Genomic DNA, 21,428 nt, shown 5'->3' with positions numbered 1-21,428 from the left:
CCATGGCGGACGGTCCCGCCCTGCCCGGTCCTCCCGGAACCGTGCCCTTGCATCTGCTGCGCCTGGTCAGCCAGGGCCTGCCCATCGGCGGCTTCTCCTACTCCCGCGGCCTCGAGGCGGCGGTCTCCGCCGGCTGGGTGTCCGATGAGCAGGCGGCGCGTGACTGGATCCTCGGAACGCTCCGGGCCAATGTCGCGCAGCTCGATGGCGCGCTGTTCTGGCGCATGGCCACGGCCCTGGAGGCGGACGACCGGGAGGGCTTCGGATCGGCGAATGCCTGGCTCATGGCCGCGCGCGAGAGCCGCGAGTTCCGGCTCGAGGACCGGCGGCTGGGCGAGGCGCTGCTCCGCCTCCTGGACGATCTCGAGGTTCCCGCCGCACAGCGGTACCGGGACCAGGCGCTGACCTATCCGGCCGCCTTCGCCCTGGCCGCCCACCACTGGCGAATCGCCCCGGCCTCGGCCCTCCGGGGCCTTCTCTGGGTCTATGCCGAGGGCCAGGTCATGGCCGCCATCCGGCTGGTTCCGCTCGGCCATACGGCGGGCCAGCGCATCCTGATCGGGGCCGTCGAGGCGATCGAGCAGGCGGCGGGGAGAGCCCAGTCCGTCAGCGACGACGAGATCGGCACCCTGTCGCCGGCCCTGGCGATGGCGAGCGCGTGGCACGAAACGCAGTACAGCCGCCTGTTCCAGTCCTGACCCGACCAGGCCCGGCGCCGCGCTAAGCCACCTGCGCCAGCACGGCGACACGGCGCAAGGGTGCCTGCAGCTCGCAGACGAGGCCGGAGGCGTGCCATTGCCAGCGCACCGCGCCCGTCAGCTGGTCCCGCAGCGTGGCCGTGATCAGCCGGGCGCCGAAGCCGCGCCGGGCCGGCGGGCCGGCCACCGCGGGGCCGTTGCTCTCGCTCCAGCGCAGGCGCAGCAGCCCGGCGGCCTCGTCCACCTCCCAGCACAGGGACAGGGCGCCGCCGGCGACGGAGAGCGCGCCATAGCGGGCCGCATTGGCCGCCAGCTCATGGATCACCATCGACATCGGCTGTGTCGCCTCGGGCGTCAGCGTGACCCGCGGCCCGACCAGCTCGACCGAGAAGGCCGGGACACCGTCTCCCAGGCGCGTCAGGAGGAAGGGCTTGACCTCCCCTTCGACCAGGGCGCGCAGGTCGGCGCCGTTCCAGTTGGCGTCGGCCAGCCGGGTCTGCGCCCTGGCCATGGCGGCGACCCGGCCCTCCACCGCCCGGACGAAGGCGTCGGTGTTCTCCGCCTGGGTCAGGCGCAGCGTCGCCTGCACCACGGCCAGCACGTTCTTGGCGCGGTGATCCACCTCGGCGGCCAGCAGGCGCTGCCGTTCGGACGCGGCGCGGGCTTCGGTCACGTCGTCGAAGGTGCAGGCGGCGAGCATGTCGCGGCCGCTGCCGGCGCGAACCGGCGCCGCGCTCATCTCCAGGGTGAGCAGCCGCCCGTCGGCATGGCGGTAGTACATGGTCTCGCGCACCACGCTCTCGCCCAGCCGCACGGCGCGGGCCAGGGGATAGTCCTCCGCCTCGTAGGAGGAGCCATCCTCGTGCAGGCCGCCGATGGCGCCGTAGCGCTGCAGGTCTTGGATGCTCGTCAACTCGCGCTGCAGGATGGCCGTCGCGCGGGCGTTCTGGAAGATGATGGGCCCTTCCGGCATCTGGGCCAGCATCACGCCCACCGGCATCTGTTCCAGCACAGCGCTCAGGCGAGCCTGGCTCTCGGTCAGCTCCTGCTCGCGGCGGCGGAGGCTCGCCAGGAGATCGCGCAGGGCCTCCGACAGCGCGTCGGCCTCATGGATCATGCCCCCCGCCGGCAGGGGCGTGGCGGGATCGTCACGCAGGCGCCGCGCCGCCCGCGACAGGGCCCTCAGCGGCGCGGTGATCAGCGCCGACAGCAGCCAGCCCAGCAGCGCCGCGCCGACGGCCGCGAGCAGGGCCCAGAGCAGCGCGTCATGCCGCAGCGCCGCCACCGGGGAAAGAGGCAGGGCGGCGTCGCGCATCACCACGACGCGCCAGCCAAGCCCCAGGAAGTCACGATGGCCCTGGGTCGGAGCGACACCGATGAGGCGGCTTCCGTCCAGGGACAGCCAGGCGTCGGCCCGGGCCGAGAGCAGCCGCGACGGGGCTTCCGGCTCGACCTCGCCCAGGCCGCGCCGGCGCGCCTCCGGCGGACCGATCACCACCCTGCCGGATTCATCGGCGATCAGGGCGTGAATGCCGGGGTGCTCCCCGGACAGCGGCGTCAGGACGTTCCGCTGCACCTCCATCGCCCATTCGGAATAGAGATGCCCGGCGACGACACCGATCAGGCGGCCATCGGGGCCGTGCACCGGCGCGGCGAGGTCGATGAAGCGGGCGGGATCGTCGGCCGGCCGGCCCAGCAGCGGCGACATCAGCCGGGCGTCGTGCACATCGCCTACGAAGGGCCCCTCGCGGCCCTGCCGGAAATAGGCGCGCCGGGAGACATCAACGCCCTCGAGCAGGCCGCTGCCGGTCGCCAGGACCTGCCCCTCGGTCGAGATGAGCATCAGGATGGCGTAGTCGGGCCAGGCGGCCTGCATGTCGCGCAGCACCTGCCGCCGGGCGGCGAGCGGCGCGCTGGGGTCGCGCATCAGGCCCAGCGAGGCCAGGAAGACCATGTCGCGGCGGCGCTCGTAGAGGCCCTGGTCCAGCAGTTCCGCGATGCGCCCGGCGGCCCCGGCGAACTCCGCCAGGATGCTCTCCCGCAATCGCCACTCCGCCGATCGGCCGAGGGCCAGGCCGATCAGCAGGGCGACGGTCAGTCCGACGAGGCCGAAGCCTCCGGTCAGCAGGGACCGGAGGCTCATGCGGAAGCGCGGCCGCCCTGAAGGCCGGGGAGGCAGGACCGGTGCGGCACGGGGCGGTTGTTCTGGCAGGCGTGCTTCCTCGGGGAATTCTCCCCCTTAGATTGCGATATCCTCCAGAGACTCTACTTAGAAGGGCAAATGCCACCTACTCAATTTCGTGAGATGGGCAAGCCCGTTTCTGCGGCAAAGCTTTCCACAAGCGGGCAATACAATCGTGGATTGTATTGCCGATCGTTCCGTCATGAACTTATCCTGGTTCAGAACTGGAAATAAACGAATTCCTTCACCTCGGCCATCAGTGCCAGGGCCAGGAGGAAGGCGGCCGCCGTGGCGAAGGCCGTGGCGAAGCGGGGCCGGAACCTCAGCCATGGCCAGCGTGGGGCTTCCGCCGGATCGGCGGCACGGCCGTCGATCATCTGCTGCGAGTTCGGCAGCAGGGCGATGATCAGCAGCGCCGCGACCAGGGTGGACAGCGCCACCGCCTGATTGAGCAGCGCCATGCCGCCGATCTGCGCCGCCACGGCGCGCGGCCCCTCACTGAACAGGGTCTGGATCAGCGCCGCGGTCTCCGGCATCGCGAGACCGTTCACCCCGGCCATGCCGCCCAGGACGGCGAAGGCGCGGCTCATGTCCGGAGCGGCGAAGAAGACCCAGGCCAGCAGCACGGCGCCGAGCGTCAGCAGCCGGGCCGCGGCCGGCGGCAGGGCGCGCGCCCGGCCCGCCTTCACGGCGCCCGCCCAGGCATGGTTGATCAGCAGATAAAGGCCGTGCAGCCCGCCCCAGACCACGAAGGCCCAACCCGCGCCGTGCCAGAGTCCGCCCAGCAGCATGGTCGCCATCAGGTTCATGCTGCGCCGGCCGCCGCCATGGCGATTGCCGCCGAGCGGGATGTAGAGATAGTCGCGCAGGAAGCGCGACAGGGTCATGTGCCAGCGCCGCCAGAAGTCGATGATCGAGGCCGACCTGTAGGGCGAGTTGAAGTTGTAGGGAAAGACGATGCCGAACATCCGCGCCAGGCCGATGGCCATGTCGGAATAGGCGGAGAAGTCGTAGTACAGGCCGACGGAGAAGGCGACGGCACCGATCCAGGCCTCGGCCAGTCCCGGCGCTCCGGCGCCGTTGAAGACCGGCGTGGCGAGGCCTCCGACCGGATCGGCGATCAGCAGCTTCTTGAGCAGTCCCATGGCGAAGAACGCGACGCCGGCGGCGATGTCGGCGGCGCGCGGCCGGTAGATGGCCGGCCGGTGGAACTGCGGGATCAGCTCGTAGTGGTGGACGATGGGCCCCGCGATCAGGTGCGGGAAGAAGGTGACGAACAGGCAGTAGTCGAGGAAGCCGTAGCGCTCCGCCCGCCCGCGCCGCGCGTCCACCACATAGGCGATCTGCAGGAAGGTGTAGAAGGAGATCGCCAGCGGCAGGATGACGGCGCCGAAGGCGAAGTCGAGACCCGTCAGGGCGCCGACATTGTCCAGCACGAAGGCCGCGTACTTGTACCAGGCCAGCAGCGCGACATTGCCGGTGACGCCCGCCGCGGTGAGCCACCAGGCGGCGCGCGGCGCCCGCTCCCGGCGGTCGATGATGGCCAGGCCCAGCGCGTAGTTGAGCAGCATCGAGAGCAGCAGGAGGCCGAGATAGGGAATGCTCCACCAGCCATAGAAGACCAGCGAGGCCGCCAGCAGCCAGAGCCGCGCCGGGCGGGTGGAGGACAGCCTGCCCAGCAGGAAGAAGCCGAGCAGGGTGATGGGCAGGAAGGCCAGGATGAAGATGTGGGAGTTGAACAGCATGGCCCTACTCCCCGCCTGCCAGGGCGGTGCGCGGCCCGGCGGCCATGGCCTCGGCCACGAACTCGGTGAAGGCGGTGTGGTTCGGGTAGAGCAGGTGGACCGGGTCGGCGAAGCGGGCATCCTCCCAGTCCAGCGCGCGGCCGTCGATCAGCAGGCTGTCCGGCCGGTGCAGCGCTCCGGCCACGCGCCGCACCCAGCCCTCCACCAGCCGGTCGTCGGGGTCGAAAGTCTCCGCCCATTCCGGCATGATGGGCGCGACCGCCAGCACCAGGCGGGCGCCACGCGCGGCCACGGTCTCCTCCAGCCCCGTCAGGGCCGGGAAGCAGGCCTCGTCGAAATAGGGCGGTGGCCGCCAGTCATGCGGCCGGCGCAGGATGCTGGAGCCGAAGTCATCCTCCACGGTATCCTCCGGCCGCAGCGGCGGATCGCGCCGCTCCAGCGCCTCGCGCGCCAGGTAGATCGGGCGGAAGCCGGTGAGGTAGGGCAGCCAGCGCGGCACCAGCCCGTCCAGATAGGCATCGGCCAGGGCGGTGTCGAAGAAGGCGCGCTCCGCCACCGGACAGGCCTCGAAATCGCGCGGCGCCACGACCACCAGGACCGTCTCGACCTCGGGCATCCGCTCCAGCAGGAAGCCGGTCATGAAGCCGGTCTGGTCGATATGGAGGTAGCAGGGCGCGGCGTTGTAGGCGCGGTGGCCGGGAAAGCGCCGCTCCAGCACCGCCATGTCGAGGTTGCGCCAGGTCACCGAGGAGCCAATGGCGACCAGCGTGCGGTCCTCGAGCGGGGCCTCGCGCAGCAGGACGAACTTGTCGTCGATGCAATTGGTGGCCGCCAGGGGCGGCGGTGCCAGCAGCCCTTGCGAGGCCAGCGCCATGTGCAGCCCGGCGACCAGCCCCATGCCCCCCAGGAACAGGGCCAGGAAGCTGAGCAGGAAGCGGCGGGCGGCGGCATCGGGCCGGGGCTTGCCGGGGGGCTTGCCGGGGGGCTTGCCAGTGGGAGGACCAGGGGGAAGGTCGGACATGGGCAACCCTTGTCGCGCCACCAGGGGAGGGACGCGGAGAACGTGCGGAAGGGTGGGCGCCGAACAAGGTCCGCGCCTCAGGCTGAATCCCGTCCCGGTGTCAGGGCGAGCCCGCGCCGGGCAGGGCAGGCCGGAGGGCTATGGCGGCGTGAGCATCATGGTCACACCACGCATCTTGCATGGACCGTTCATGACCGAAACTTAACAGGCCCGCAGAGTCGCCACAACGGAAGAAGGCGCCAAAACACTTTTGTGAATATCAAAAAAGATACGATCTGGCCCCTGCGCGACGCGCGCAGCACGGCCGACACGGCAACTTCAGGTAGATAGGATTGCGAAGAATTCTTCTCAGCTCATAACGAAGAAGTGAGGTCATCCCTCGCGAGGCGTGAATACATGGCGATGGAGCAAGAATAACTTGCCGGACCCGGCCCGCGTCGTTCTGAATTTCTGCTTCCGGAAGTCTTTCCGCCAGGCTCCCGCCCCGGCCGTGGACAGGGACCGTTCCGCCCCGGTTCGCCGGATCACCCTGTCCGGGGCATCCATGACTTGACGCGCTGCCTTCCTGTGCGAGGTTCCGGCCATGTCATCGCCTCCGTTTCCGTCCCTTCCCACCGAGGCCGCCCCGGCGCGTGGAAACACCGCGCGCGGAAACGCTGCCCTGGAGGAAGGGCGGCCCGCGGACGCGCCGCCGCCGCTGCTCCGCCAGCCCGCCGGCGAGCGGCCGCCAGCGCGACCGCCGGTGCAGCCCGTGCCGCCCGATGTGGCGCCCGGCTTCGTCGATCCCGCCCTGACGGGCGGCCCGGTGCCGCCGCCCTCGGCCAGCGACAAGCGCCGCGCCATGCTGCGCGACGTCCGGGCCGCCCTGGCCGATCCGGCCCTGCGCGCCGCCTACGAGGCTTTCGTCAAAGCGGCGAGTGACGTCGCGGAGGCGGGCCTGATCTTCGAGATGGTGGAGCGTCGCGGCCGGCCCGGCGAACCGCCCCCGGCCCTGCGCGAGCCGCGCGCCCTGTCGATCGCCGTGGTGCCGGAACCGGCCATCGAGCCGGGCTTCCGCATCGTGGTGCTGATGGGGGTGGGTTTCTGGGAGTTCCTGCCCGGCCGCTTCTACGGCAGTGAGCGGGTGCTCGACGGCACGCGGCTGGCCATGGACACCGGGACCTACCGCTTCTTCGAGAACACGGCCTCGGGCGATGCGGAGATCGTCGGCCATTCGGAGGGCCGTCCGCTGGCCCAGTACCTGCGGGTGGACATCCAGGGGGACGGCCTCTCGAAATCCATCGCCATCAGCAACATGGCCCTCGGCGGCGCCTTTGTCGCGGCCTACCGCAACTATGTCGAGGTGCTGGCGGGCTGCCCCTATCGCAGCCTGCATCCCTACCGCCAGCTCGCCGCGCCGGCGTTGCAGCCGGAGCCCGGCCTGCAGCGCGCGACACCGGCGGAGGTGGCGCCGCAGGCGGCGGCCCTGCCGGCGGCGCCCCGCGCGATGCCGCCGGCCGGCCTGGCGGCGCCCCTGGCCGCCGCCGGGGCCGCGCGCCTGGGCCAGCCGCGGCCGGCGAGGCCCCGGCGGGACGGCGCGCGATCCTGGAGATCCCGGCACTGGGCCTGGCTGGCCCTGCTGCCCGTGATCCTGGCCGCCTATGGTCTCGGCGCCATGCTCGGCGGCGGCGCGCCGGAGCCCCCCTCGCCCGCCCCGCGGGAGGTTGACCGCGCGCCGCGGCTGTCGGACCCGCCGCCCACCGTCGCGCCGCCCGCGCCCCTCGCGGCGCAGCCGTCCACGACCGCGCCGGGCCTGCCGCCGCTGGCCGGCACGGTGGACCTGCCCGACGGCACCGCCGAGGGCACCGACCTGCCACCGCCGCCGCCCGTGGCGCCACCGGCGCCGCCGCGCCCGGAGCCGCAGGCGACGATCCAGCCTGTCGAGCCGGACAGCGGCCAGCTCGGCGGTCTCTGGCAGGAGGCACGGGTGCGGCAGGATGCCAATGTGCGCAGCCAGCCGCTGGGCGGCTCGCCGATCGTGCGGGCGCTGCCCACCGGCACGCCGGTCCGCATCATCGAGACCCATCAGGGCTGGATGCGGATCGCCCTGGCCGACGGCACGGTGCTGGGCTGGATCTACGGCGCCCTGCTGGAGTGACCTGGCCTGGAACGGATCCCGATCAGGCGGTATCATCTGATCGGGCGAAGAGACTCGCAAAAACAAGCGCCTAGATCGTTTGCCGTGAGCCGATGCGAACGGGGAAACGCTCTAGGGCCGCAGCACCACGCGGCCCACCGCGCGGCGGCTCCGCACCTCGGCCATGGCCTCGCGGAAGCCTTCCAGCGGATATTCCGCGTGCACCTCCGGCCGCAGCAGCCCGGCCTGCCACCAGTCCATCAGCTGCGCCCACAGGGCGCGGACGCGCGGCGCGTGGTCGCGCCGCCGGTCGCCCGGGGACCAGCCGATATAGGTGCCCCAGTTCAGCCCGGCGACCGCGATGTTCTTCAGCAGCAGCAGGTTGACGCCGAGCTGCGGGATGCTGCCCGAGGCATAGCCGAGCGTCAGCAGCGTGCCGCCGTCGCCCAGGCAGCGCAGCCCCTCGTCGAAGGCCTCGCCGCCCAGCGTGTCCAGCACGGCCGCGACGCCATCTCCGCCGGTGATCTCCGCCACAGGGGCGCGGAAGGGCTGCGCGCTGTCCAGCACGGCATCGGCGCCGCGCGCCAGCAGCATGGCGTGCTTGGCCGCGCCGGCACGGGCGATCACCCTCGCCCCCACCGCCTTCGCCACCTCCAGCCCGGCCAGGCCGACGCCGCCGCCCGCGCCCTGCACCAGAACCCACTGCCCCGCCTCCAGCCGGCCGCGCCAGAGCAGCGCCGAGGCGGCGGTCGGGTAGCTGATCGGGAAGGCCACGGCGGGCGCGGCCGGCAGGCCGTCGGGGATCGGCACGACATGGATGTCGTCCGCCACCGCCTGCTCGGCCATGCCGCCCCAGTCCAGCACGGCGAAGACACGGCTGCCGGGCGGCGGCGCCTCGGCATCCGGCGCCGCCTCCAGCACCGTGCCGACGATCTCGGTGCCCGGCGAGAAGGGCAGCGGCGGCCGGCGCTGATACTTCCCCGCGACCACGAGCTGCACCGCGAAGGACACCCCCACCGCCTCGACGCGGATGCGCACGCCGCGCGGCCGCAGCGGTGGCACCGGCACCTCCTTCAGCACGAGATCGTCGAAGTCGCGCCAGCTCTCGCAGACCAGCGCCCGCATCGTCGCGCCGCTCACTGCGCCTCGATCCCCGCATCCCGCACCAGCCGGCCCCAGCGGTCGTATTCCGAGCGCGCGAAGCGGGCGAAATCCTCGGGCGCGTCAGCGACGGGCACGGCGCCCAGCGTCTCCAGCGTCGCCTGCAGCGCCGGCAGGGCCATGGCCTCCGCCACGCTTTGCTGCATGCGCCCGAGAATGGCGGCCGGCGTGCCCGCCGGCGCCCAGAGGCCGTACCAGGTGGCGATCTCGTAGCCCGGCACACCGGCCTCGGCGATGGTCGGCAGATCGGGGAAGGCCGGGATGCGCTCCGCGGTGGTGACGGCCAGGGCGCGGATCTGGCCCTCGCGCACCGCCGCCGCGCTGCTCGGCATGGAATCGAACATGAGCTGGATGTTCCCGGCCATCAGGTCCTGGATCGCCGGGCCGGAGCCGCGATAGGGCGCGTGGGTCATCTCCGTCCCGGTCATCTGCTTGAACAGCTCCCCCGCCAGATGCGGCGCGGCGCCGATGCCGGAGGAGCCGTAGGAGATCGGCCGCGCGCCCTCGCGCAGCAGGGCGATGAGCCCGGCCACGTCCCGCACCGGCAGGTCGGGGGTGACCACCAGCATCAGCGGCACGCGGGCGAAGTTCGTCACCGGCGCGAAGGCGGCCAGCGTGTCGAAGGGCATCTGGCGGTTGAGATGCGGGATGATCACCTGGATCGAGGCATTGGCCAGGAAGGTCTGCCCATCGGCCGGCGCGCGCGCCACCTCGGCGCTGCCGATGACGCCCGAGGCGCCGGCGCGATTCTCGATCACGATGGGCTGGCCGAGCCGCTGCCCGACCCGCTGCATCACCACCCGCGCCAGGATGTCGGTCGGGCCACCGGGCGGATAGGGCACGACGCAGCGGATCGGCCGGGCCGGCCAGCCGCCGGTCGCCGCGCGCGCAGGCCCGCCGACGAGCGGCACGCCCGCCGCCAAACCTGCCAGAACCGCGCGTCTTGTCAGCGGCATCGGCTCTCCCTCCCTTCCCTTGTTCGTCATCTCGTCGTCAGATGGCGGCACATCCGGGGAGGAAATGCAATGAACGGTGAACCGCCTCGCCCCTATCGCGGGCTGCGCGTTCTGGATGCCGGACAGGGCATCGCCGCGCCTTACTGCGGCATGCTGCTGGCCGCCGCCGGCGCCGATGTCATCAAGCTCGAGCCGCCGGAGGGCGACTGGTCGCGCGGCCTGTCCACCCGCGCCGAGGGCCAGTCGGTCATGCATGCCGCCTTCAATCGCGGCAAGCGCAGCCTGGCGCTGGACCTGAAGAGCGACTCGGGCCGCGCCGCCGCCCAGGCCCTGGCCGCGCGGTGCGACGTGCTGATCGAGGCCTTCCGGCCCGGCGTCGCCGCCCGCCTCGGCCTCGGCCCCGAGGCGACGCGGGAGGACGCGGTCTGCCTCTCCATCTCCGGCTTCGGCCAGAAGGGGCCGAACGCCGAGCGGCCCTGCACCGATTCCGTCGCCCAGGCCTTCTCCGGCCTGGTCGCGCTGAACCAGGGCGTGGACGGCACGCCGCACAAGGTCGGCACCTATGTCTCCGATGTCGTCACCGGCCTCTACGCCTTCGCCGCCGTGCAGGCCGCGCTGGCCGAGCGGGCCCAGGACACGGCGCCGCGCCGCCGGGTGCTGGACATCTCGCTGCTCGCCGGCACGGCGGCGCTGATCGGCTTCCCGATCGGCGAGGCCGGGCTGCTCGGCCGCGCGCCGGGCGCGCTGAACATCCCCTCCGGCTCCTACCAGACCGCCTGCGGCGCCTGGGTGATGATCGCCCTGGTGCGCGAGGCGGAGTTCGTCGCGCTGGCCGGCGTGCTCGGCCGGCCCGACTGGACGACGGACCCGCGCTTCGCCAGCTTCGGCGCCCGCGCCGAGAACCGCGACGCCATGCTGGCCGAGATCCGCGCCGTCTTCGCCACGCGGGACGCGGCGCACTGGCTCGCGGCGCTGCATGGTGCGCGGCTGATGGCGGATCGCGTGAACACGCCGCTCGACTGGCTGTCGCATCCGCATGTGCGGGCGATCGGCGGCCACGCGCCCGTGGCGCAGCCGGAGCTGGGAGAGATCCCCTTCCCCGTCCTGCCCGGCTTCGGCGCCTGGACCCGGCCGGCCCCCGCGCTCGGCCAGCACAGCGACGAGATCCTGGCGGCGTTGCGGGCGGAAGCCTGACGTCGCGGCGCGAAGAAGCGGCAAAGCCAGGAACGGCAAGGGAGGAAACGAAATGACGGATGATCGCGTGATGGCCGAGGGGCTGCGCTTCCCGGAAGGCCCGGTGGTGATGGAGGACGGCGCCGTGGCGCTGGTCGAGATCGAGGCGGGCGTGATCTCCCGCATCGCCCCGGACGGCGCCCGCAGCATCCTGGCCGAGCCGGGGGGCGGGCCGAACGGCCTGGCGCGCGGCCCGGGCGGGCAGCTCTTCCTCTGCAACAACGGCGGCTTCACCTGGCATGACGCGCCGGGCTGCCTTCGCCCCAGCGGTCAGGCGTCCGACTACAAGGGTGGCCGGATCGAGACGGTGGACCCGCGCGACGGCACCGTGCGCCGCCTCTACGAGGGCTGCGGCGAGCACCGGCTGCGCGGCCCGAACGACATCGTCTTCGACAATCCCGGCCGCTTTCCCGTGCCCGGCTTCTGGTTCAGCGATCTCGGCAAGGTGCGCGCGCGCGACCGCGACCACGGCGCGGTCTACTGGGCGGCGGCGGATGGCAGCGCGATCATCGAGGCGGCGCTGCCGATCGCGGGCGGCGCCAACGGCATCGGCCTCTCGCCGGACGGGCGCACGCTCTATGTGGCCGAGACCGAGAGCGGCCGGCTCTGGTCCTGGGAGATCACCGGGCCGGGCGAGTTGCGCAAGGATCCGTGGCCGAGCCCGCATGGCGGCCGGATGCTCTGCGACCTGCCCGGCTTCACCCGGCTCGACAGCCTGGCGGTGACCGAGGCGGGGAACATCTGCGTCGCCACGCTGGTCACCGGCGAGATCACCACCATCGCGCCGGACGGCCGCATCCTCGGCCGGGTGAAGTACCCGGACCCGATGGTGACGAACATCGCCTTCGGCGGCGCGGACCGGCGCACCGCCTACATCACCCTCTCCAGCACCGGAAAGCTGGTCGAGGCGGCCTGGGACGAGCCGGGACTGGCGCTCGCCTACGGTTGACATCCGCGAGAGCGGGCGGGACTTTGTCGCTCAAGAACGGGCCGCGCCGGCAGGGCGCGGCCAGGGAGCCATAAGTCCATGAACCGTCCGCAACCGGGCCGTCGCGCCCTGCTGGGTGCCACGCTCGCCCTCCCCTTCCTCGGCCGCAGCGCCCTGGCGCAGGGTGGCGAGCCCTATGTGCTCGGCACGCTCTTCCCGATGTCGGGCCCGAATGCCGAGTACGGCACGGTCTTCACCGCCGGCGCGCAGCTCGCCCTGCAGCATATCGAGGCGGACAAGGTGCTGAAGCGCCCCATCCGCCTGCAGGCCGAGGACACCCAGGCGCTGCCGCAGCAGGCGGTGGTCGGCATGACCAAGCTCGCCAATGTGGACAAGGCCAGCTTCGTGCTGGTCGGCTTCACCGCGGTCTCCAAGGCGGTGGCGCCGGTGGGCGACCGGGCGAAGATCGTCATGGTCAATGGCGGTGCCGTCGGGCCCGACCTGTCCGGCCTCTCGCCGTATTTCTGGAACACCATCCCGCTGGCGCATCTCGAGACCGAGGCGCTGCTGCCCTACATCGTCGGCGAACGGAAGCTGAAGCGCATCGCCCTCGTCTATGTCGACGACCCGCTGGGCGACGCCATCCTCGGCGCGCTGCGCGACGGCCTGCCCAAGGCCGGCGGCACCCTGGCCGGCAGCTTCAGCGTGCCGCGCACGGCGCAGCAATTCGCCCCCGTCGCCGCGCGCATCCGGCAGACGCGCCCCGATGCCGTCTATATCGCGAGCTTCGGCGCCCAGCAGAGCCAGATCATCAAGCAGCTGCGCGACAACGGCATCTCGCAGCCGCTGCTGTCCTACTCGGCCATGAACCTCGACAGCGTGAAGAACACGGCCGAGGCGGAGGGGCTGATCTTCACCACGCAGAAGACCGACTTCGCCGGCGGCGACGCCATGACGAAGCGCTTCGCCGCCGACTTCAAGGCCCGCTTCAACAGCGACCCCGGCACCTACCACGTCAACTACTACAACGCCGTCTGGCTCTTCGGCCAGCTCGCGGCGATGAACGAGGCCGCGGGCAGGCCGGTCGATGGCGAGACGCTGCGCGCCGCGCTGCTGGAAAAGCGGGAGTTCGACCTGGTGGGCGGCAAGGGCCGCTTCGACGACAAGGGCAACCTGACCGCCGCCATCCAGGTCAACGAGCTGCGCGGCGGCGCGCTGACGCGCATCGCCGGCTGAGCCCATGCTCTTCCTCCAGCTTCTGCAGGGGGGCGTCCAGACGGGCGCCCTCTACGCGCTGACGGCTGCGGGCTTCGCGCTGATCTTCGGCGCCACGCGCATCTTCCACTTCGCCCATGGCGCCGCCTTCACCCTGGCCGGCTATGCCTTCCTGATGGCCTGGAACGCCGGCTGGCCCTGGCCGCTGGGCGCTCTCGCCGCCATTGCCGTCGCCGTGCTCTTCGGCGTCGCCATCGAGCAGCTGGTCTACCGTCCGATCGGCCGGCACGAGGGCGGCTTTTTCACCGTCTTCGTCGCCGCCTTCGGCGTGTCGATCGTGGTGCAGAACCTGGTCGGCATGATCGCCGGGCGCGGCTTCGCGGTGATCGACACGCCGCTGTCCCGCGCCACGGAGGTGCTGCCGGACCTCTGGATCGCACCGGTCTTCTATGTCGCCATCGGCGTCTCGGCGCTGCTCTTCCTGGCGCTGTCGCTGTTCCTGACGCGCAGCCATGCCGGCGTCGCGTTGCGCGCCCTGGCGCAGAACCCGGACCTGATCCGCACCTACGGCCTGTCCTCGACCCGGCTCTCCATCCTGGCCTTCGCGCTCGGCTCGGCGCTGGCCGCCCCGGCGGCGATCCTGACCGGCATGACCGTCGGGCTGAACGAGGCCATGGGGCACCACGTCATGCTGATCTCGATGGCGGCCACCATCGTCGGCGGCGTCGGCAATCTCAAGGGCGCGGCGCTGGCCGGCCTGCTGCTCGGCATCGCCGAGAGCGTGGCGCTGGCCTTCGTCGAGCCGCAATGGGCCGAGGCGGTCAGCTTCGTCGTGCTCTTCGGCTTCATCCTCTTCCGGCCCTCCGGCCTGTTCGGCGTGGCGGTGGCCCGATGATCGCCTATCTCGCCAATCTCGCGACCATCGTCGCCATCTTCGGCATCCTGGCCTCGACGCTGAACGTCGCCATCGGCCATGCCGGCATCTTCAGCGTGGCGCATGCCGTGTTCTTCGGCCTCGGCGCCTATGCCGGGGCGCAGACGGCGATGCTCCTGGTGCCCGACCCGCTGCTGGCCCTGCTGGTCGCGGCGCTGATCGCCGGCGGCCTCTCGCTCTGCCTCGCCCTGCCGGCGCTGCGCGTGCGCGGCGAGTATTTCGTCGCCGCCAGCCTCGGCCTGCAGATGGTGGCGACGACGCTGTTCAGCGAGCTGAAGCCGCTGACCGGCGGCATCGGCGGGCTGGTCGGCATCCCGCGGCCCGAGCTTTTCGGCGTCACCATCACCGCGCTGCCGCTGGCGCTGGCCACCCTGGCGCTGATCCTGCTGGCCACGCACCTGCTGGCGCGGGGCTCCTTCGGCCGCACGCTGCGCGCCATCCGCGACGCCGAGAGCGCCGCCGAGGCGCTGGGCAAGCATGTCGCGGTCGCCAAGACGCTCGCCGTCGCCTTCGCCTGCGCCGGGGCGGGCATGGCCGGCGCGCTCTTCGCCTTCCACATGGCCTTCGTCAATGTCGAGAGCTTCACCCTCGACCAGTCGGTGCTGGTGATGGCGATGGTCATCGTCGGCGGCACCGGAACGCTCTGGGGGCCGCTGCTCGGCGCCGCGCTGCTGCTGGCCCTGCCGGCCGGCCTCTCCTTCCTCCCCTTCATCCCGCCGACCGAGGTCGGCGCGGTGCAGCAGATCCTCTACGGCCTGGCCATGACATTGCTGATGATCTTCCGCCCCGCCGGACTGGTGGGCGACCTCGGCCGCGGCAAGGTGGCGCACTGATGGCCGCGATCACCGTCGAGAACGCCTCCCGCTCCTTCGGCGGCGTCCAGGCCGTGGCGGGCGTGTCGATCACCCTGCCGGCCGGCGCCGTCACCGCGCTGGTCGGGCCGAACGGCGCCGGCAAGACCACGCTGTTCAACCTGATCACCGGAAACCTCCGCGCCGATTCCGGCGACATCCGCCTCGACGGCGCGCCGATCCTCGGCCTGCGCCCGTGGCAGATCGCGCGGCGCGGCGTGGCCCGCTCCTTCCAGGACCTGCGCCTCTTCACCCATATGACGGTGCGGGAGAACGTGCTGGCGGCGACCGAGACCGGCTCCTGGTTCTGGCAGCCCGGCGGCCGCGCCGCGCGGGCGACGCGCGAGGCGCGGGTGGAGAAGGCACTGGAGCGCACGGGCCTGGCGAGGCTGGCGGAGGAGCGCGCCATCGACCTCGCCTATGCCGAGCGCAAGTTCCTCTCCGTCGCGCGCATCCTGGCGGCCGAGGCCGAGGTCTGGCTGCTCGACGAGCCGACCTCCGGCCTCGACCTCGCCTCGCGCCGGCATTTCTCGGGCATCCTGCGCGAGGCGGCGCAGCAGGGAAAGGCGATCTGCCTGATCGAGCACAACCTCGATGTCGTCGTCGAACTCGCCGACCGCATCGCCTTCCTCGACCAGGGCCGCGTCCTGGCCGAGGGCGAGCCGCAGGCCATCCTGCGCAATCCCGAGCTGGCCGCGATCTATTTCGGCGACCGGCCGCAAGCCGTGGAGGCCACCCCATGAGCGCGATGGTGCTGGAGGCCGAGGGCCTCACCGCCGGCTATGGGGGGCACGCGGTGCTGGAGGATGTCTCGCTCGGCCTGCGGCAGGGGGAGACGCTGTGCCTGATCGGCCACAACGGCGCCGGCAAGTCCACGCTGATGCGCTGCCTCTACGGGCTGCACCGCCCGTCCGGCGGGCGCATCCGGGTGCGGGGCGAGGCGCTGCCGCGCCATCTCCCCTCGGCCCTGGCCGCCGCCGGCATCGCCTTCGTGCCCGAGGGGCGCGGCGTCTTCATGGACCTGACGGTGGAGGAGATCTTCGGCCTCGCGCTCTGGTCCGCCGGCGTGCCGCGCGCGGGCTATGCCGAGCGGATCGAGGAGGTTCTGGAGATCCTGCCGCGCATCCGCGACTTCCGCACCCGCCGCGCCGGCACCCTGTCGGGCGGGCAGCAGCAGATGGTCTCCATCGCCCGCGCCCTGCTGACGCGGCCTCAGGTGCTGCTGCTCGACGAGCCCTCGATCGGCCTGGCGCCGAAGCTGTTCCAGGACCTGCTGGCGCCGATCGCGGCGCTGCGGCAGTCGCGCGGCATGGCGATCCTGCTGGTCGAGCAGAATGTCCACGAGGCCTTCGCCATCTCCGACCGGGTGGTGGTGATGAAGTCGGGGCGGATGATCTTCGAGGGGCAGCCCTCGGACCTCTCGGACCACGCGCGGCTGATGGAGCTGTTCTGATGCGCCAGACGCGCATGCACCAGACGCTGACGGCGCTGCTGGATGAGACGGCGGCGGCGGTGCCCGAGGCGCCGGCACTGGCCTTCCTCGATGGCCCGGCCCTCTCCTATGCCGGTTTCGCCGCGGCGGTGCGCCGCGTGGCGGGCGGGCTGGCGCGGCAGGGCATCGGCGCCGGGGACCGGGTGGCGATCTGGCTGCCCAACCGGCCGGAATACCTGATCCTGCACTTCGCACTGGCGCGGCTCGGCGCCACGGCGATCCATGTCAACACCCGCTTCCGCGCGCAGGAGGTGGCCTATCTGCTGGACCGCGCCCGCCCCGTGGCGATCGCCACGCAATGGGGCTTCGCCGCGGGCGATTTCCCGGCCCTGCTCGGCGCGGTCCTGCCGGACCTCGCGGCGCCGCCGCGCTGCGTGATCGGGCTGGACACGGCGGAGACACGGCTGGGCGCGCTGCCGGTGCTGCCCTGGGCGGCGCTCGACGCCACATCCGGGCAGGCGGAAGATGCCGCTTCCCCAGGGGCCTCCCCGGAGAGCGACTGCCTCACCTTCACCACCAGCGGCACCACCAGCGGGCCGAAGCTGGTGCTGCACCGCCAGCGCAGCATCGCGCATCACGCGGGCGACGTGGCGCGGCGCCTCGGCCTCGATGCGCCGCGCCGGGGTGGGCGGGCGACGCTGCTCGCCGTGGTCCCGCTCTGCGGCACCTTCGGGCTGATGGCCGCGCTGGGCGCCGTCGCCGGCGGCGCGGAGATCGTCTGCCAGGACCGCTTCGATCCCGCCGTGACCGACCGGCTGCTGCGCGCGCGCCGCGTGACGCACACGATCGGCGCCGACGACATGATCTACCGCCTGGCCGAGGTCGCCGCCGGCCGGCCCTATCCCGATCTGCGCTTCACCGGCTTCGCCAGCTTCAGCCCCGGCGCCGCGCGCGTGCTCGCCCTGAGCGATGCCCTCAACCTGCATGCGCGCGGTCTCTACGGCAGTTCCGAGCTGCTCGCCCTCTTCGCGATCCAGGAGGAGACGGATGCGGAGCGGCGCGGCCTCGGCGGCGGCCTGCCCCTGTCGCCGCGCGCCGAATGCCGCATCCGGGAGGGCGGCGAGCGCGGCGAGCTGGAATGCCGCGCGCCCTCGATGTTCGCGGGCTATCTGGACGATCCCGGCGCGACGGCGAAGGCGCTGACGACGGACGGCTTCTATCGCACCGGCGATCTCTGCCGGCTGCGCGCCGAGGGCGGCTTCGACTACGAGAGCCGGCTGGGCGACGCCCTGCGGCTCGGCGGCTTCCTGGTCAGCCCCGAGGAGATCGAGGCTTTCCTCAAGGCGCTGCCCGGCGTGGACAATGCCCAGGTGGTGGGGCTGCGCGAGGCCAGCATGGCCGTCGCCTTCGTCACCCCCCGCCCCGGCGCGACGCTGCGCGAGGCCGATCTCGCCGCCGCCTGCCGCGCCCGCCTGGCCCGCTACAAGCAGCCGGCCCGCATCCTGCCGCTCGACGCCTTTCCGGTCACGGAAAGCCCGAACGGCGTGAAGATCCAGCGCGTGCGCCTGCGCGAGATGGCCGAGGCGCTGATGGCCGACACCGAAGGAGCCACCCCATGAGCCACGCCCTCTACCTGGAGGATTTCCAGCCCGGCCAGCGCTTCGAGAGCCGCGGCCGCACGCTGACCGAGAGCGACCTGACGATGTTCGCCATGCTCTCGGGGGACTGGAACCCCGTGCATGTCGATGCCGCCTTCATGAAGGAGAGCCGCTACGGCCAGCGCATCCTGCACGGGCTGCTCGGCCCGGCGGTGATGACCGGCATGATGCACACGCTCGGCATCTTCGACGGCAGCGCCATCGCCATGCTGGACGTGAAGGAGCTGCGCTTCCTGAAGCCGCTGCTGATCGGGCAGACGGTGCATCTGGAACTCGAGATCCTCTCCGTCCGCGAGACCAGCGACGGGCAGCGCGGCGTGGTCGATCGGCTGTTCCGCCTGGTCGATTCCGAGGGCGTGACGGTGCAGGAGATGCGCTCGGCGGTGCTGGTGGCGAAGCGGGGCTGAGCCCCCCGCCCTACCCCGTGAGGCCGAAGCTGGTATCCAGCGCGTCCTGGACGCGGACCGGCCGCGAGAACACGCCGAACTCCACCGCCAGGTCGCTCGCCGCCTGCAGCTCCGCCACCAGCGGGGCATCGATCGGCACGGAACGGGTGCGCTGCACCTCATAGGCGCGCCGCAGCATCGGCTCCGGGATTCGCGTCAGATCCGAGGTGCTGCGGGCGAATTCGGGAATGTGGTCCAGCGCCCAGGCGAAGCCGCGCTGCTGCCGCAGCAGCAGGTCCTGCACCAGCGCCCGCTTGTCGCGCAGCACGGCGTCATGCACGGAGATGAAGTTCACCGTGGGCGTCAGGCCGGTGCCATCGACCAGCACGCGGGCGCCGAAGCCGGCCAGCTCGATGGAGATATAGGGCTCCCAGATCGCCCAGGCATCCACGGCGCCGGAGCGGAAGGCCAGTGCCGCATCCACCGGGCCGAGCGGCACCAGGGTGATCTCCTCCGGCGCGATGCCCTCCCGCTTCAGCGCCGCCCGCACCAGGTACTGCCCCCAGCCGCCCCGGTTGCCGGCGATGCGCTTGCCGCGCAGATCCGCCAGGCTCCCGGCCTTGCTGTCGCCCCGCACCAGGATGGCCTGGGACTTCGGGTCGTGCCGCGTGGCGCCGACCGCCTTGATCGGCGCGCCATTGGCGAAGACGCTGAGGAAGGCGAGGTCGCCCTGGCTGCCGGCGTCGATCGCATGGGCGTTCAGCGCCTCCAGCAGCGGCGCCGCAGCGGGGAACTCGCTCCATTCGATGCGGTAGGGCAGGTCGCGCGCCTGGCCCGACACGTCGAGCAGCGAGCGCAGCCCGCCCTTCTGGTTGCCGACGCGCAGCACCGGCAGGCCCTGCGCGCGCAGGAGGGCGGGAGTGGCGAGAGGCGCGGCCGCCAGGGCGGCGAGCAGGGCGCGGCGGCGCGGCGCCAGGGGAAGCTGGGTCATCGGTTGGCGTCCTTGAAGGAGAGGCTGAGGGAGGGGAAAGGCGGCTCAGCCGCCCCGACATCGCTCCCGCCGAGGGCGCCGCATCGCCTCGGAGCCCGTTCGAGAATGAGGCGGCGGCGGGCTGGCGAGGGATTCTTCGTGCCGGGCAGGACGGTCCGCCGCTCCGATGCGGGGCATCGGGGCCAGGGCCTGACGCCCCCGGCGCGGAAAGGACCCGGTAGACCGACCCGCGACCATTCCCGAACGGGCTCTCAGGCTGCCTGCCGCGAATCGGCGCCGAAGGCGGGCCGCGCCGCGGCGTCGTGGCCATCCTCGTCCACGCCCAGCGCGCCGAGCAGCCGCAGGCGCAGCGCCTCGAAGGCCGGATCGGCGCGGCGGCGCGGGCGCGGCAGGCCGATCGGGATGTCCTCCACCAGATGCCCGCCGGCCAGCACCAGGGCGCGGTCGGCCAGCAGCAGCGCCTCCTCCACGTCATGCGTCACCAGCAGCACGGCGGGGCGGTGCGCCTGAACCAACTCACCCACCAGGGACTGCATCCGCAGGCGGGTCAGCGCGTCAAGCGCGGCGAAGGGCTCGTCCAGCAGCAGCAGCTCGGGCTCGCGCACCAGGGCACGGGCCAGGCCGGTGCGCTGCGCCTCGCCACCCGAGAGGGTGAGTGGCCAGGCCTCGGCGCGATGCGTCAGCTCGACCTCGGCCAGCGCCGCCTCCGCCTTCCGCCGTGCCTCGGCGGCACTGCCCGGCAGGCCGAGCGCGACATTCTTCCAGACCTTCTTCCAGGGCAGCAGGCGCGGCTCCTGGAAGACCACGGCACGCCGCTCCGGCACCGTGGCGCGCCCCTCGGTCACGGGATCGAGCCCGGCGAGGGTCCGCAGCAGCGTCGTCTTGCCCGAGCCGCTGCGGCCGAGCAGGGCGACGAACTCGCCACGGCGGATGGTCAGGTCGATGCGGTCCAGCACCGGCGGCCGCTCGGGGCCGTGGAAGCGGCGGGTCAGGCCGTGCACCTCGACGACGGGACGGGTCATGGCGTCAGCCCTCCCGCACCAGGCTCGGGCGCCAGGCCAGGGCGCGGCGCTCCAGGGCGCGCACCAGCTGGTCGGCGGAGAGGCCGAGCAGGGCATAGACCAGCAGGCCGACGACGATGATGTCGGTGCGCAGGAACTCGCGCGCATCCATCACCAGGAAGCCGATGCCGGCGGTGGCGTTGATCTGCTCGCCGACAACGAGGCTGAGCCAGGCGGTGCCGAGCGCGTAGCGCAGCCCGACCAGCGCCTGCGGCAGTGCCGCCGGCAGGACAATATGGACGATCTTCTGCGCGTGGCTCAGGCCCAGCACCTGCCCCGCCTCCAGCAGCTTCGGGTCGGTGCTGCGGATGCCGCCGAACAGCGTCAGGTAGATCGGGAAGGTGGCGCCGAGCGCGACCAGGACGATCTTGGTCGCCTCGCCGATCCCGAGCCAGAGGATCAGCAGCGGCACCAGCGCCAGGAAGGGCAGCGCGCGCAGCATCTGCAGGGTGGCGTCGATGGCGTCCTCGCCGAGCTTCGACAGGCCGGCGACCAGGCCCAGCGAGACGCCGGCGCCGATGGCGATGGCCAGGCCGATGGCCACGCGCTGCAGCGAGACCAGCAGGTGATGGCCCAGCTCGCCGGAGACGATCAGCTCCCAGGCGGCGGTCGCGATGGCGCTCGGCGGCGCCAGCATGCGGGTGGAGATCAGGCCGGCCTCCGCCGCCGCCTGCCAGAGCAGGATCAGCAGCACGGGCACGACGAAGCGGCGCGCCCGGCCGAGACCCGGCCAGCGGAAGGCCCGGCGGAAAGAGGGGCGCGCGGCGGCCCGGACGGGCGGCCTGCCCTCGAGGGCGGTGGTGGCGGAGGCTGGCATGAGGATCACTCCCGGTGCGGACGGCAGGGCCCGGCGGTCGGCC

Annotated in this window: 19 protein-coding genes; 11 read left to right on the top strand and 8 right to left on the bottom strand. The window is 72.5% G+C overall.

The window, feature by feature from the left end; genetic code table 11:
- The first annotated feature begins 2 nt into the window (after window positions 1–2).
- Window positions 3–698, top strand: coding sequence for an urease accessory protein UreF (locus D9598_RS00435; RefSeq protein WP_198364434.1), 696 nt, complete (start codon window positions 3–5; stop codon window positions 696–698).
- Between the two features lie 22 nt (window positions 699–720).
- Here D9598_RS00435 and D9598_RS00430 read toward each other — a convergent pair whose 3' ends face one another.
- From D9598_RS00430 to D9598_RS00420, 3 genes are all read right to left on the bottom strand, one after another.
- Window positions 721–2,841 (bottom strand): HWE histidine kinase domain-containing protein, encoded by a 2,121-nt coding sequence (locus D9598_RS00430; protein ID WP_198364433.1) that lies wholly within the window; start codon window positions 2,839–2,841, stop codon window positions 721–723.
- A gap of 257 nt (window positions 2,842–3,098) precedes the next feature.
- A complete protein-coding gene (locus D9598_RS00425; RefSeq protein WP_198364432.1) occupies window positions 3,099–4,625 on the bottom strand; it encodes an MBOAT family protein in 1,527 nt (508 codons plus the stop codon).
- Window positions 4,626–4,629: 4 nt separating this feature from the next.
- On the bottom strand, window positions 4,630–5,646 hold the full coding sequence (locus D9598_RS00420; protein ID WP_198364431.1) for a hypothetical protein: 1,017 nt from the start codon (window positions 5,644–5,646) through the stop codon (window positions 4,630–4,632).
- A gap of 751 nt (window positions 5,647–6,397) precedes the next feature.
- Between D9598_RS00420 and D9598_RS21540 the strand changes: the two genes are divergently transcribed.
- A complete protein-coding gene (locus D9598_RS21540; RefSeq protein ID WP_198364430.1) occupies window positions 6,398–7,783 on the top strand; it encodes an SH3 domain-containing protein in 1,386 nt (461 codons plus the stop codon).
- A gap of 111 nt (window positions 7,784–7,894) precedes the next feature.
- Here the strand turns inward: D9598_RS21540 and D9598_RS00410 are convergent, their stop codons facing one another.
- Together D9598_RS00410 and D9598_RS00405 are read right to left on the bottom strand one after the other, a co-directional pair.
- Window positions 7,895–8,902, bottom strand: coding sequence for an NADPH:quinone oxidoreductase family protein (locus D9598_RS00410; RefSeq protein WP_198364429.1), 1,008 nt, complete (start codon window positions 8,900–8,902; stop codon window positions 7,895–7,897).
- Window positions 8,899–9,879, bottom strand: coding sequence for a tripartite tricarboxylate transporter substrate binding protein (locus D9598_RS00405; protein ID WP_198364428.1), 981 nt, complete (start codon window positions 9,877–9,879; stop codon window positions 8,899–8,901). Before D9598_RS00405 ends, D9598_RS00410 begins: the two co-directional genes overlap by 4 nt.
- 69 nt (window positions 9,880–9,948) lie before the next feature.
- On the opposite strand from D9598_RS00405, the gene D9598_RS00400 reads away from it, so the two are divergent.
- The 9 genes from D9598_RS00400 to D9598_RS00360 all read left to right on the top strand — a co-directional run bounded on the left by D9598_RS00400 (window position 9,949) and on the right by D9598_RS00360 (window position 18,537).
- Entirely contained in the window at window positions 9,949–11,073 is a 1,125-nt protein-coding gene (locus tag D9598_RS00400; RefSeq protein WP_198364427.1) for a CaiB/BaiF CoA-transferase family protein, read from the top strand.
- Between the two features lie 52 nt (window positions 11,074–11,125).
- Entirely contained in the window at window positions 11,126–12,061 is a 936-nt protein-coding gene (locus D9598_RS00395) for an SMP-30/gluconolactonase/LRE family protein (RefSeq protein WP_198364426.1), read from the top strand.
- 78 nt (window positions 12,062–12,139) lie between these two features.
- Window positions 12,140–13,276 carry an ABC transporter substrate-binding protein gene (locus D9598_RS00390; RefSeq protein WP_198364425.1) on the top strand — a complete coding sequence of 379 codons (1,137 nt, stop codon included), beginning with the start codon at window positions 12,140–12,142 and terminating at the stop codon, window positions 13,274–13,276.
- Between the two features lie 4 nt (window positions 13,277–13,280).
- Window positions 13,281–14,150, top strand: a complete 870-nt coding sequence (locus D9598_RS00385; RefSeq protein ID WP_198364424.1) for a branched-chain amino acid ABC transporter permease — start codon at window positions 13,281–13,283, stop codon at window positions 14,148–14,150.
- Window positions 14,147–15,022: a branched-chain amino acid ABC transporter permease gene (locus tag D9598_RS00380; protein WP_198364423.1), complete on the top strand. Its 876-nt coding sequence runs from the start codon at window positions 14,147–14,149 to the stop codon at window positions 15,020–15,022. Before D9598_RS00385 ends, D9598_RS00380 begins: the two co-directional genes overlap by 4 nt.
- Window positions 15,022–15,783 carry an ABC transporter ATP-binding protein gene (locus D9598_RS00375; protein ID WP_198364422.1) on the top strand — a complete coding sequence of 254 codons (762 nt, stop codon included), beginning with the start codon at window positions 15,022–15,024 and terminating at the stop codon, window positions 15,781–15,783. The genes D9598_RS00380 and D9598_RS00375 overlap by 1 nt, the downstream gene beginning before the upstream one ends.
- Window positions 15,780–16,493, top strand: coding sequence for an ABC transporter ATP-binding protein (locus D9598_RS00370; RefSeq protein WP_198364421.1), 714 nt, complete (start codon window positions 15,780–15,782; stop codon window positions 16,491–16,493). The genes D9598_RS00375 and D9598_RS00370 overlap by 4 nt, the downstream gene beginning before the upstream one ends.
- Entirely contained in the window at window positions 16,493–18,091 is a 1,599-nt protein-coding gene (locus D9598_RS00365; RefSeq protein WP_198364420.1) for an AMP-binding protein, read from the top strand. Before D9598_RS00370 ends, D9598_RS00365 begins: the two co-directional genes overlap by 1 nt.
- Window positions 18,088–18,537, top strand: a complete 450-nt coding sequence (locus tag D9598_RS00360; RefSeq protein ID WP_198364419.1) for a MaoC/PaaZ C-terminal domain-containing protein — start codon at window positions 18,088–18,090, stop codon at window positions 18,535–18,537. The genes D9598_RS00365 and D9598_RS00360 overlap by 4 nt, the downstream gene beginning before the upstream one ends.
- Before the next feature lie 10 nt (window positions 18,538–18,547).
- Here D9598_RS00360 and D9598_RS00355 read toward each other — a convergent pair whose 3' ends face one another.
- From D9598_RS00355 to D9598_RS00345, 3 genes are all read right to left on the bottom strand, one after another.
- Entirely contained in the window at window positions 18,548–19,507 is a 960-nt protein-coding gene (locus D9598_RS00355) for an ABC transporter substrate-binding protein (RefSeq protein ID WP_198364418.1), read from the bottom strand.
- 251 nt (window positions 19,508–19,758) lie between these two features.
- Window positions 19,759–20,529: an ABC transporter ATP-binding protein gene (locus D9598_RS00350; protein ID WP_198364417.1), complete on the bottom strand. Its 771-nt coding sequence runs from the start codon at window positions 20,527–20,529 to the stop codon at window positions 19,759–19,761.
- A 4-nt stretch (window positions 20,530–20,533) separates the two neighbouring features.
- A complete protein-coding gene (locus D9598_RS00345) occupies window positions 20,534–21,385 on the bottom strand; it encodes an ABC transporter permease (RefSeq protein ID WP_198364416.1) in 852 nt (283 codons plus the stop codon).
- Between the last annotated feature and the right edge of the window lie 43 nt (window positions 21,386–21,428).

This window comes from Roseomonas sp. KE0001, from assembly GCF_016107285.1.
Lineage (GTDB): Bacteria > Pseudomonadota > Alphaproteobacteria > Acetobacterales > Acetobacteraceae > Pseudoroseomonas.
This window is presented reverse-complemented; position numbering and strand designations above follow the sequence as displayed.

Bases quoted from the DNA above. Each gene is read 5' to 3' on its own strand.
- D9598_RS00360 (WP_198364419.1), top strand. From the start codon at position 18,088: ATGAGCCACGCCCTCTACCTGGAGGATTTCCAGCCCGGCCAGCGCTTC.
- D9598_RS00345 (WP_198364416.1), bottom strand. From the start codon at position 21,385: ATGCCAGCCTCCGCCACCACCGCCCTCGAGGGCAGGCCGCCCGTCCGG.
- D9598_RS00355 (WP_198364418.1), bottom strand. From the start codon at position 19,507: ATGACCCAGCTTCCCCTGGCGCCGCGCCGCCGCGCCCTGCTCGCCGCC.
- D9598_RS00365 (WP_198364420.1), top strand. From the start codon at position 16,493: ATGCGCCAGACGCGCATGCACCAGACGCTGACGGCGCTGCTGGATGAG.
- D9598_RS00435 (WP_198364434.1), top strand. From the start codon at position 3: ATGGCGGACGGTCCCGCCCTGCCCGGTCCTCCCGGAACCGTGCCCTTG.
- D9598_RS00385 (WP_198364424.1), top strand. From the start codon at position 13,281: ATGCTCTTCCTCCAGCTTCTGCAGGGGGGCGTCCAGACGGGCGCCCTC.
- D9598_RS00425 (WP_198364432.1), bottom strand. From the start codon at position 4,625: ATGCTGTTCAACTCCCACATCTTCATCCTGGCCTTCCTGCCCATCACC.
- D9598_RS00380 (WP_198364423.1), top strand. From the start codon at position 14,147: ATGATCGCCTATCTCGCCAATCTCGCGACCATCGTCGCCATCTTCGGC.
- D9598_RS00375 (WP_198364422.1), top strand. From the start codon at position 15,022: ATGGCCGCGATCACCGTCGAGAACGCCTCCCGCTCCTTCGGCGGCGTC.
- D9598_RS00420 (WP_198364431.1), bottom strand. From the start codon at position 5,646: ATGTCCGACCTTCCCCCTGGTCCTCCCACTGGCAAGCCCCCCGGCAAG.
- D9598_RS00350 (WP_198364417.1), bottom strand. From the start codon at position 20,529: ATGACCCGTCCCGTCGTCGAGGTGCACGGCCTGACCCGCCGCTTCCAC.
- D9598_RS00400 (WP_198364427.1), top strand. From the start codon at position 9,949: ATGAACGGTGAACCGCCTCGCCCCTATCGCGGGCTGCGCGTTCTGGAT.
- D9598_RS00370 (WP_198364421.1), top strand. From the start codon at position 15,780: ATGAGCGCGATGGTGCTGGAGGCCGAGGGCCTCACCGCCGGCTATGGG.
- D9598_RS00395 (WP_198364426.1), top strand. From the start codon at position 11,126: ATGACGGATGATCGCGTGATGGCCGAGGGGCTGCGCTTCCCGGAAGGC.
- D9598_RS00405 (WP_198364428.1), bottom strand. From the start codon at position 9,879: ATGCCGCTGACAAGACGCGCGGTTCTGGCAGGTTTGGCGGCGGGCGTG.
- D9598_RS00390 (WP_198364425.1), top strand. From the start codon at position 12,140: ATGAACCGTCCGCAACCGGGCCGTCGCGCCCTGCTGGGTGCCACGCTC.
- D9598_RS00430 (WP_198364433.1), bottom strand. From the start codon at position 2,841: ATGAGCCTCCGGTCCCTGCTGACCGGAGGCTTCGGCCTCGTCGGACTG.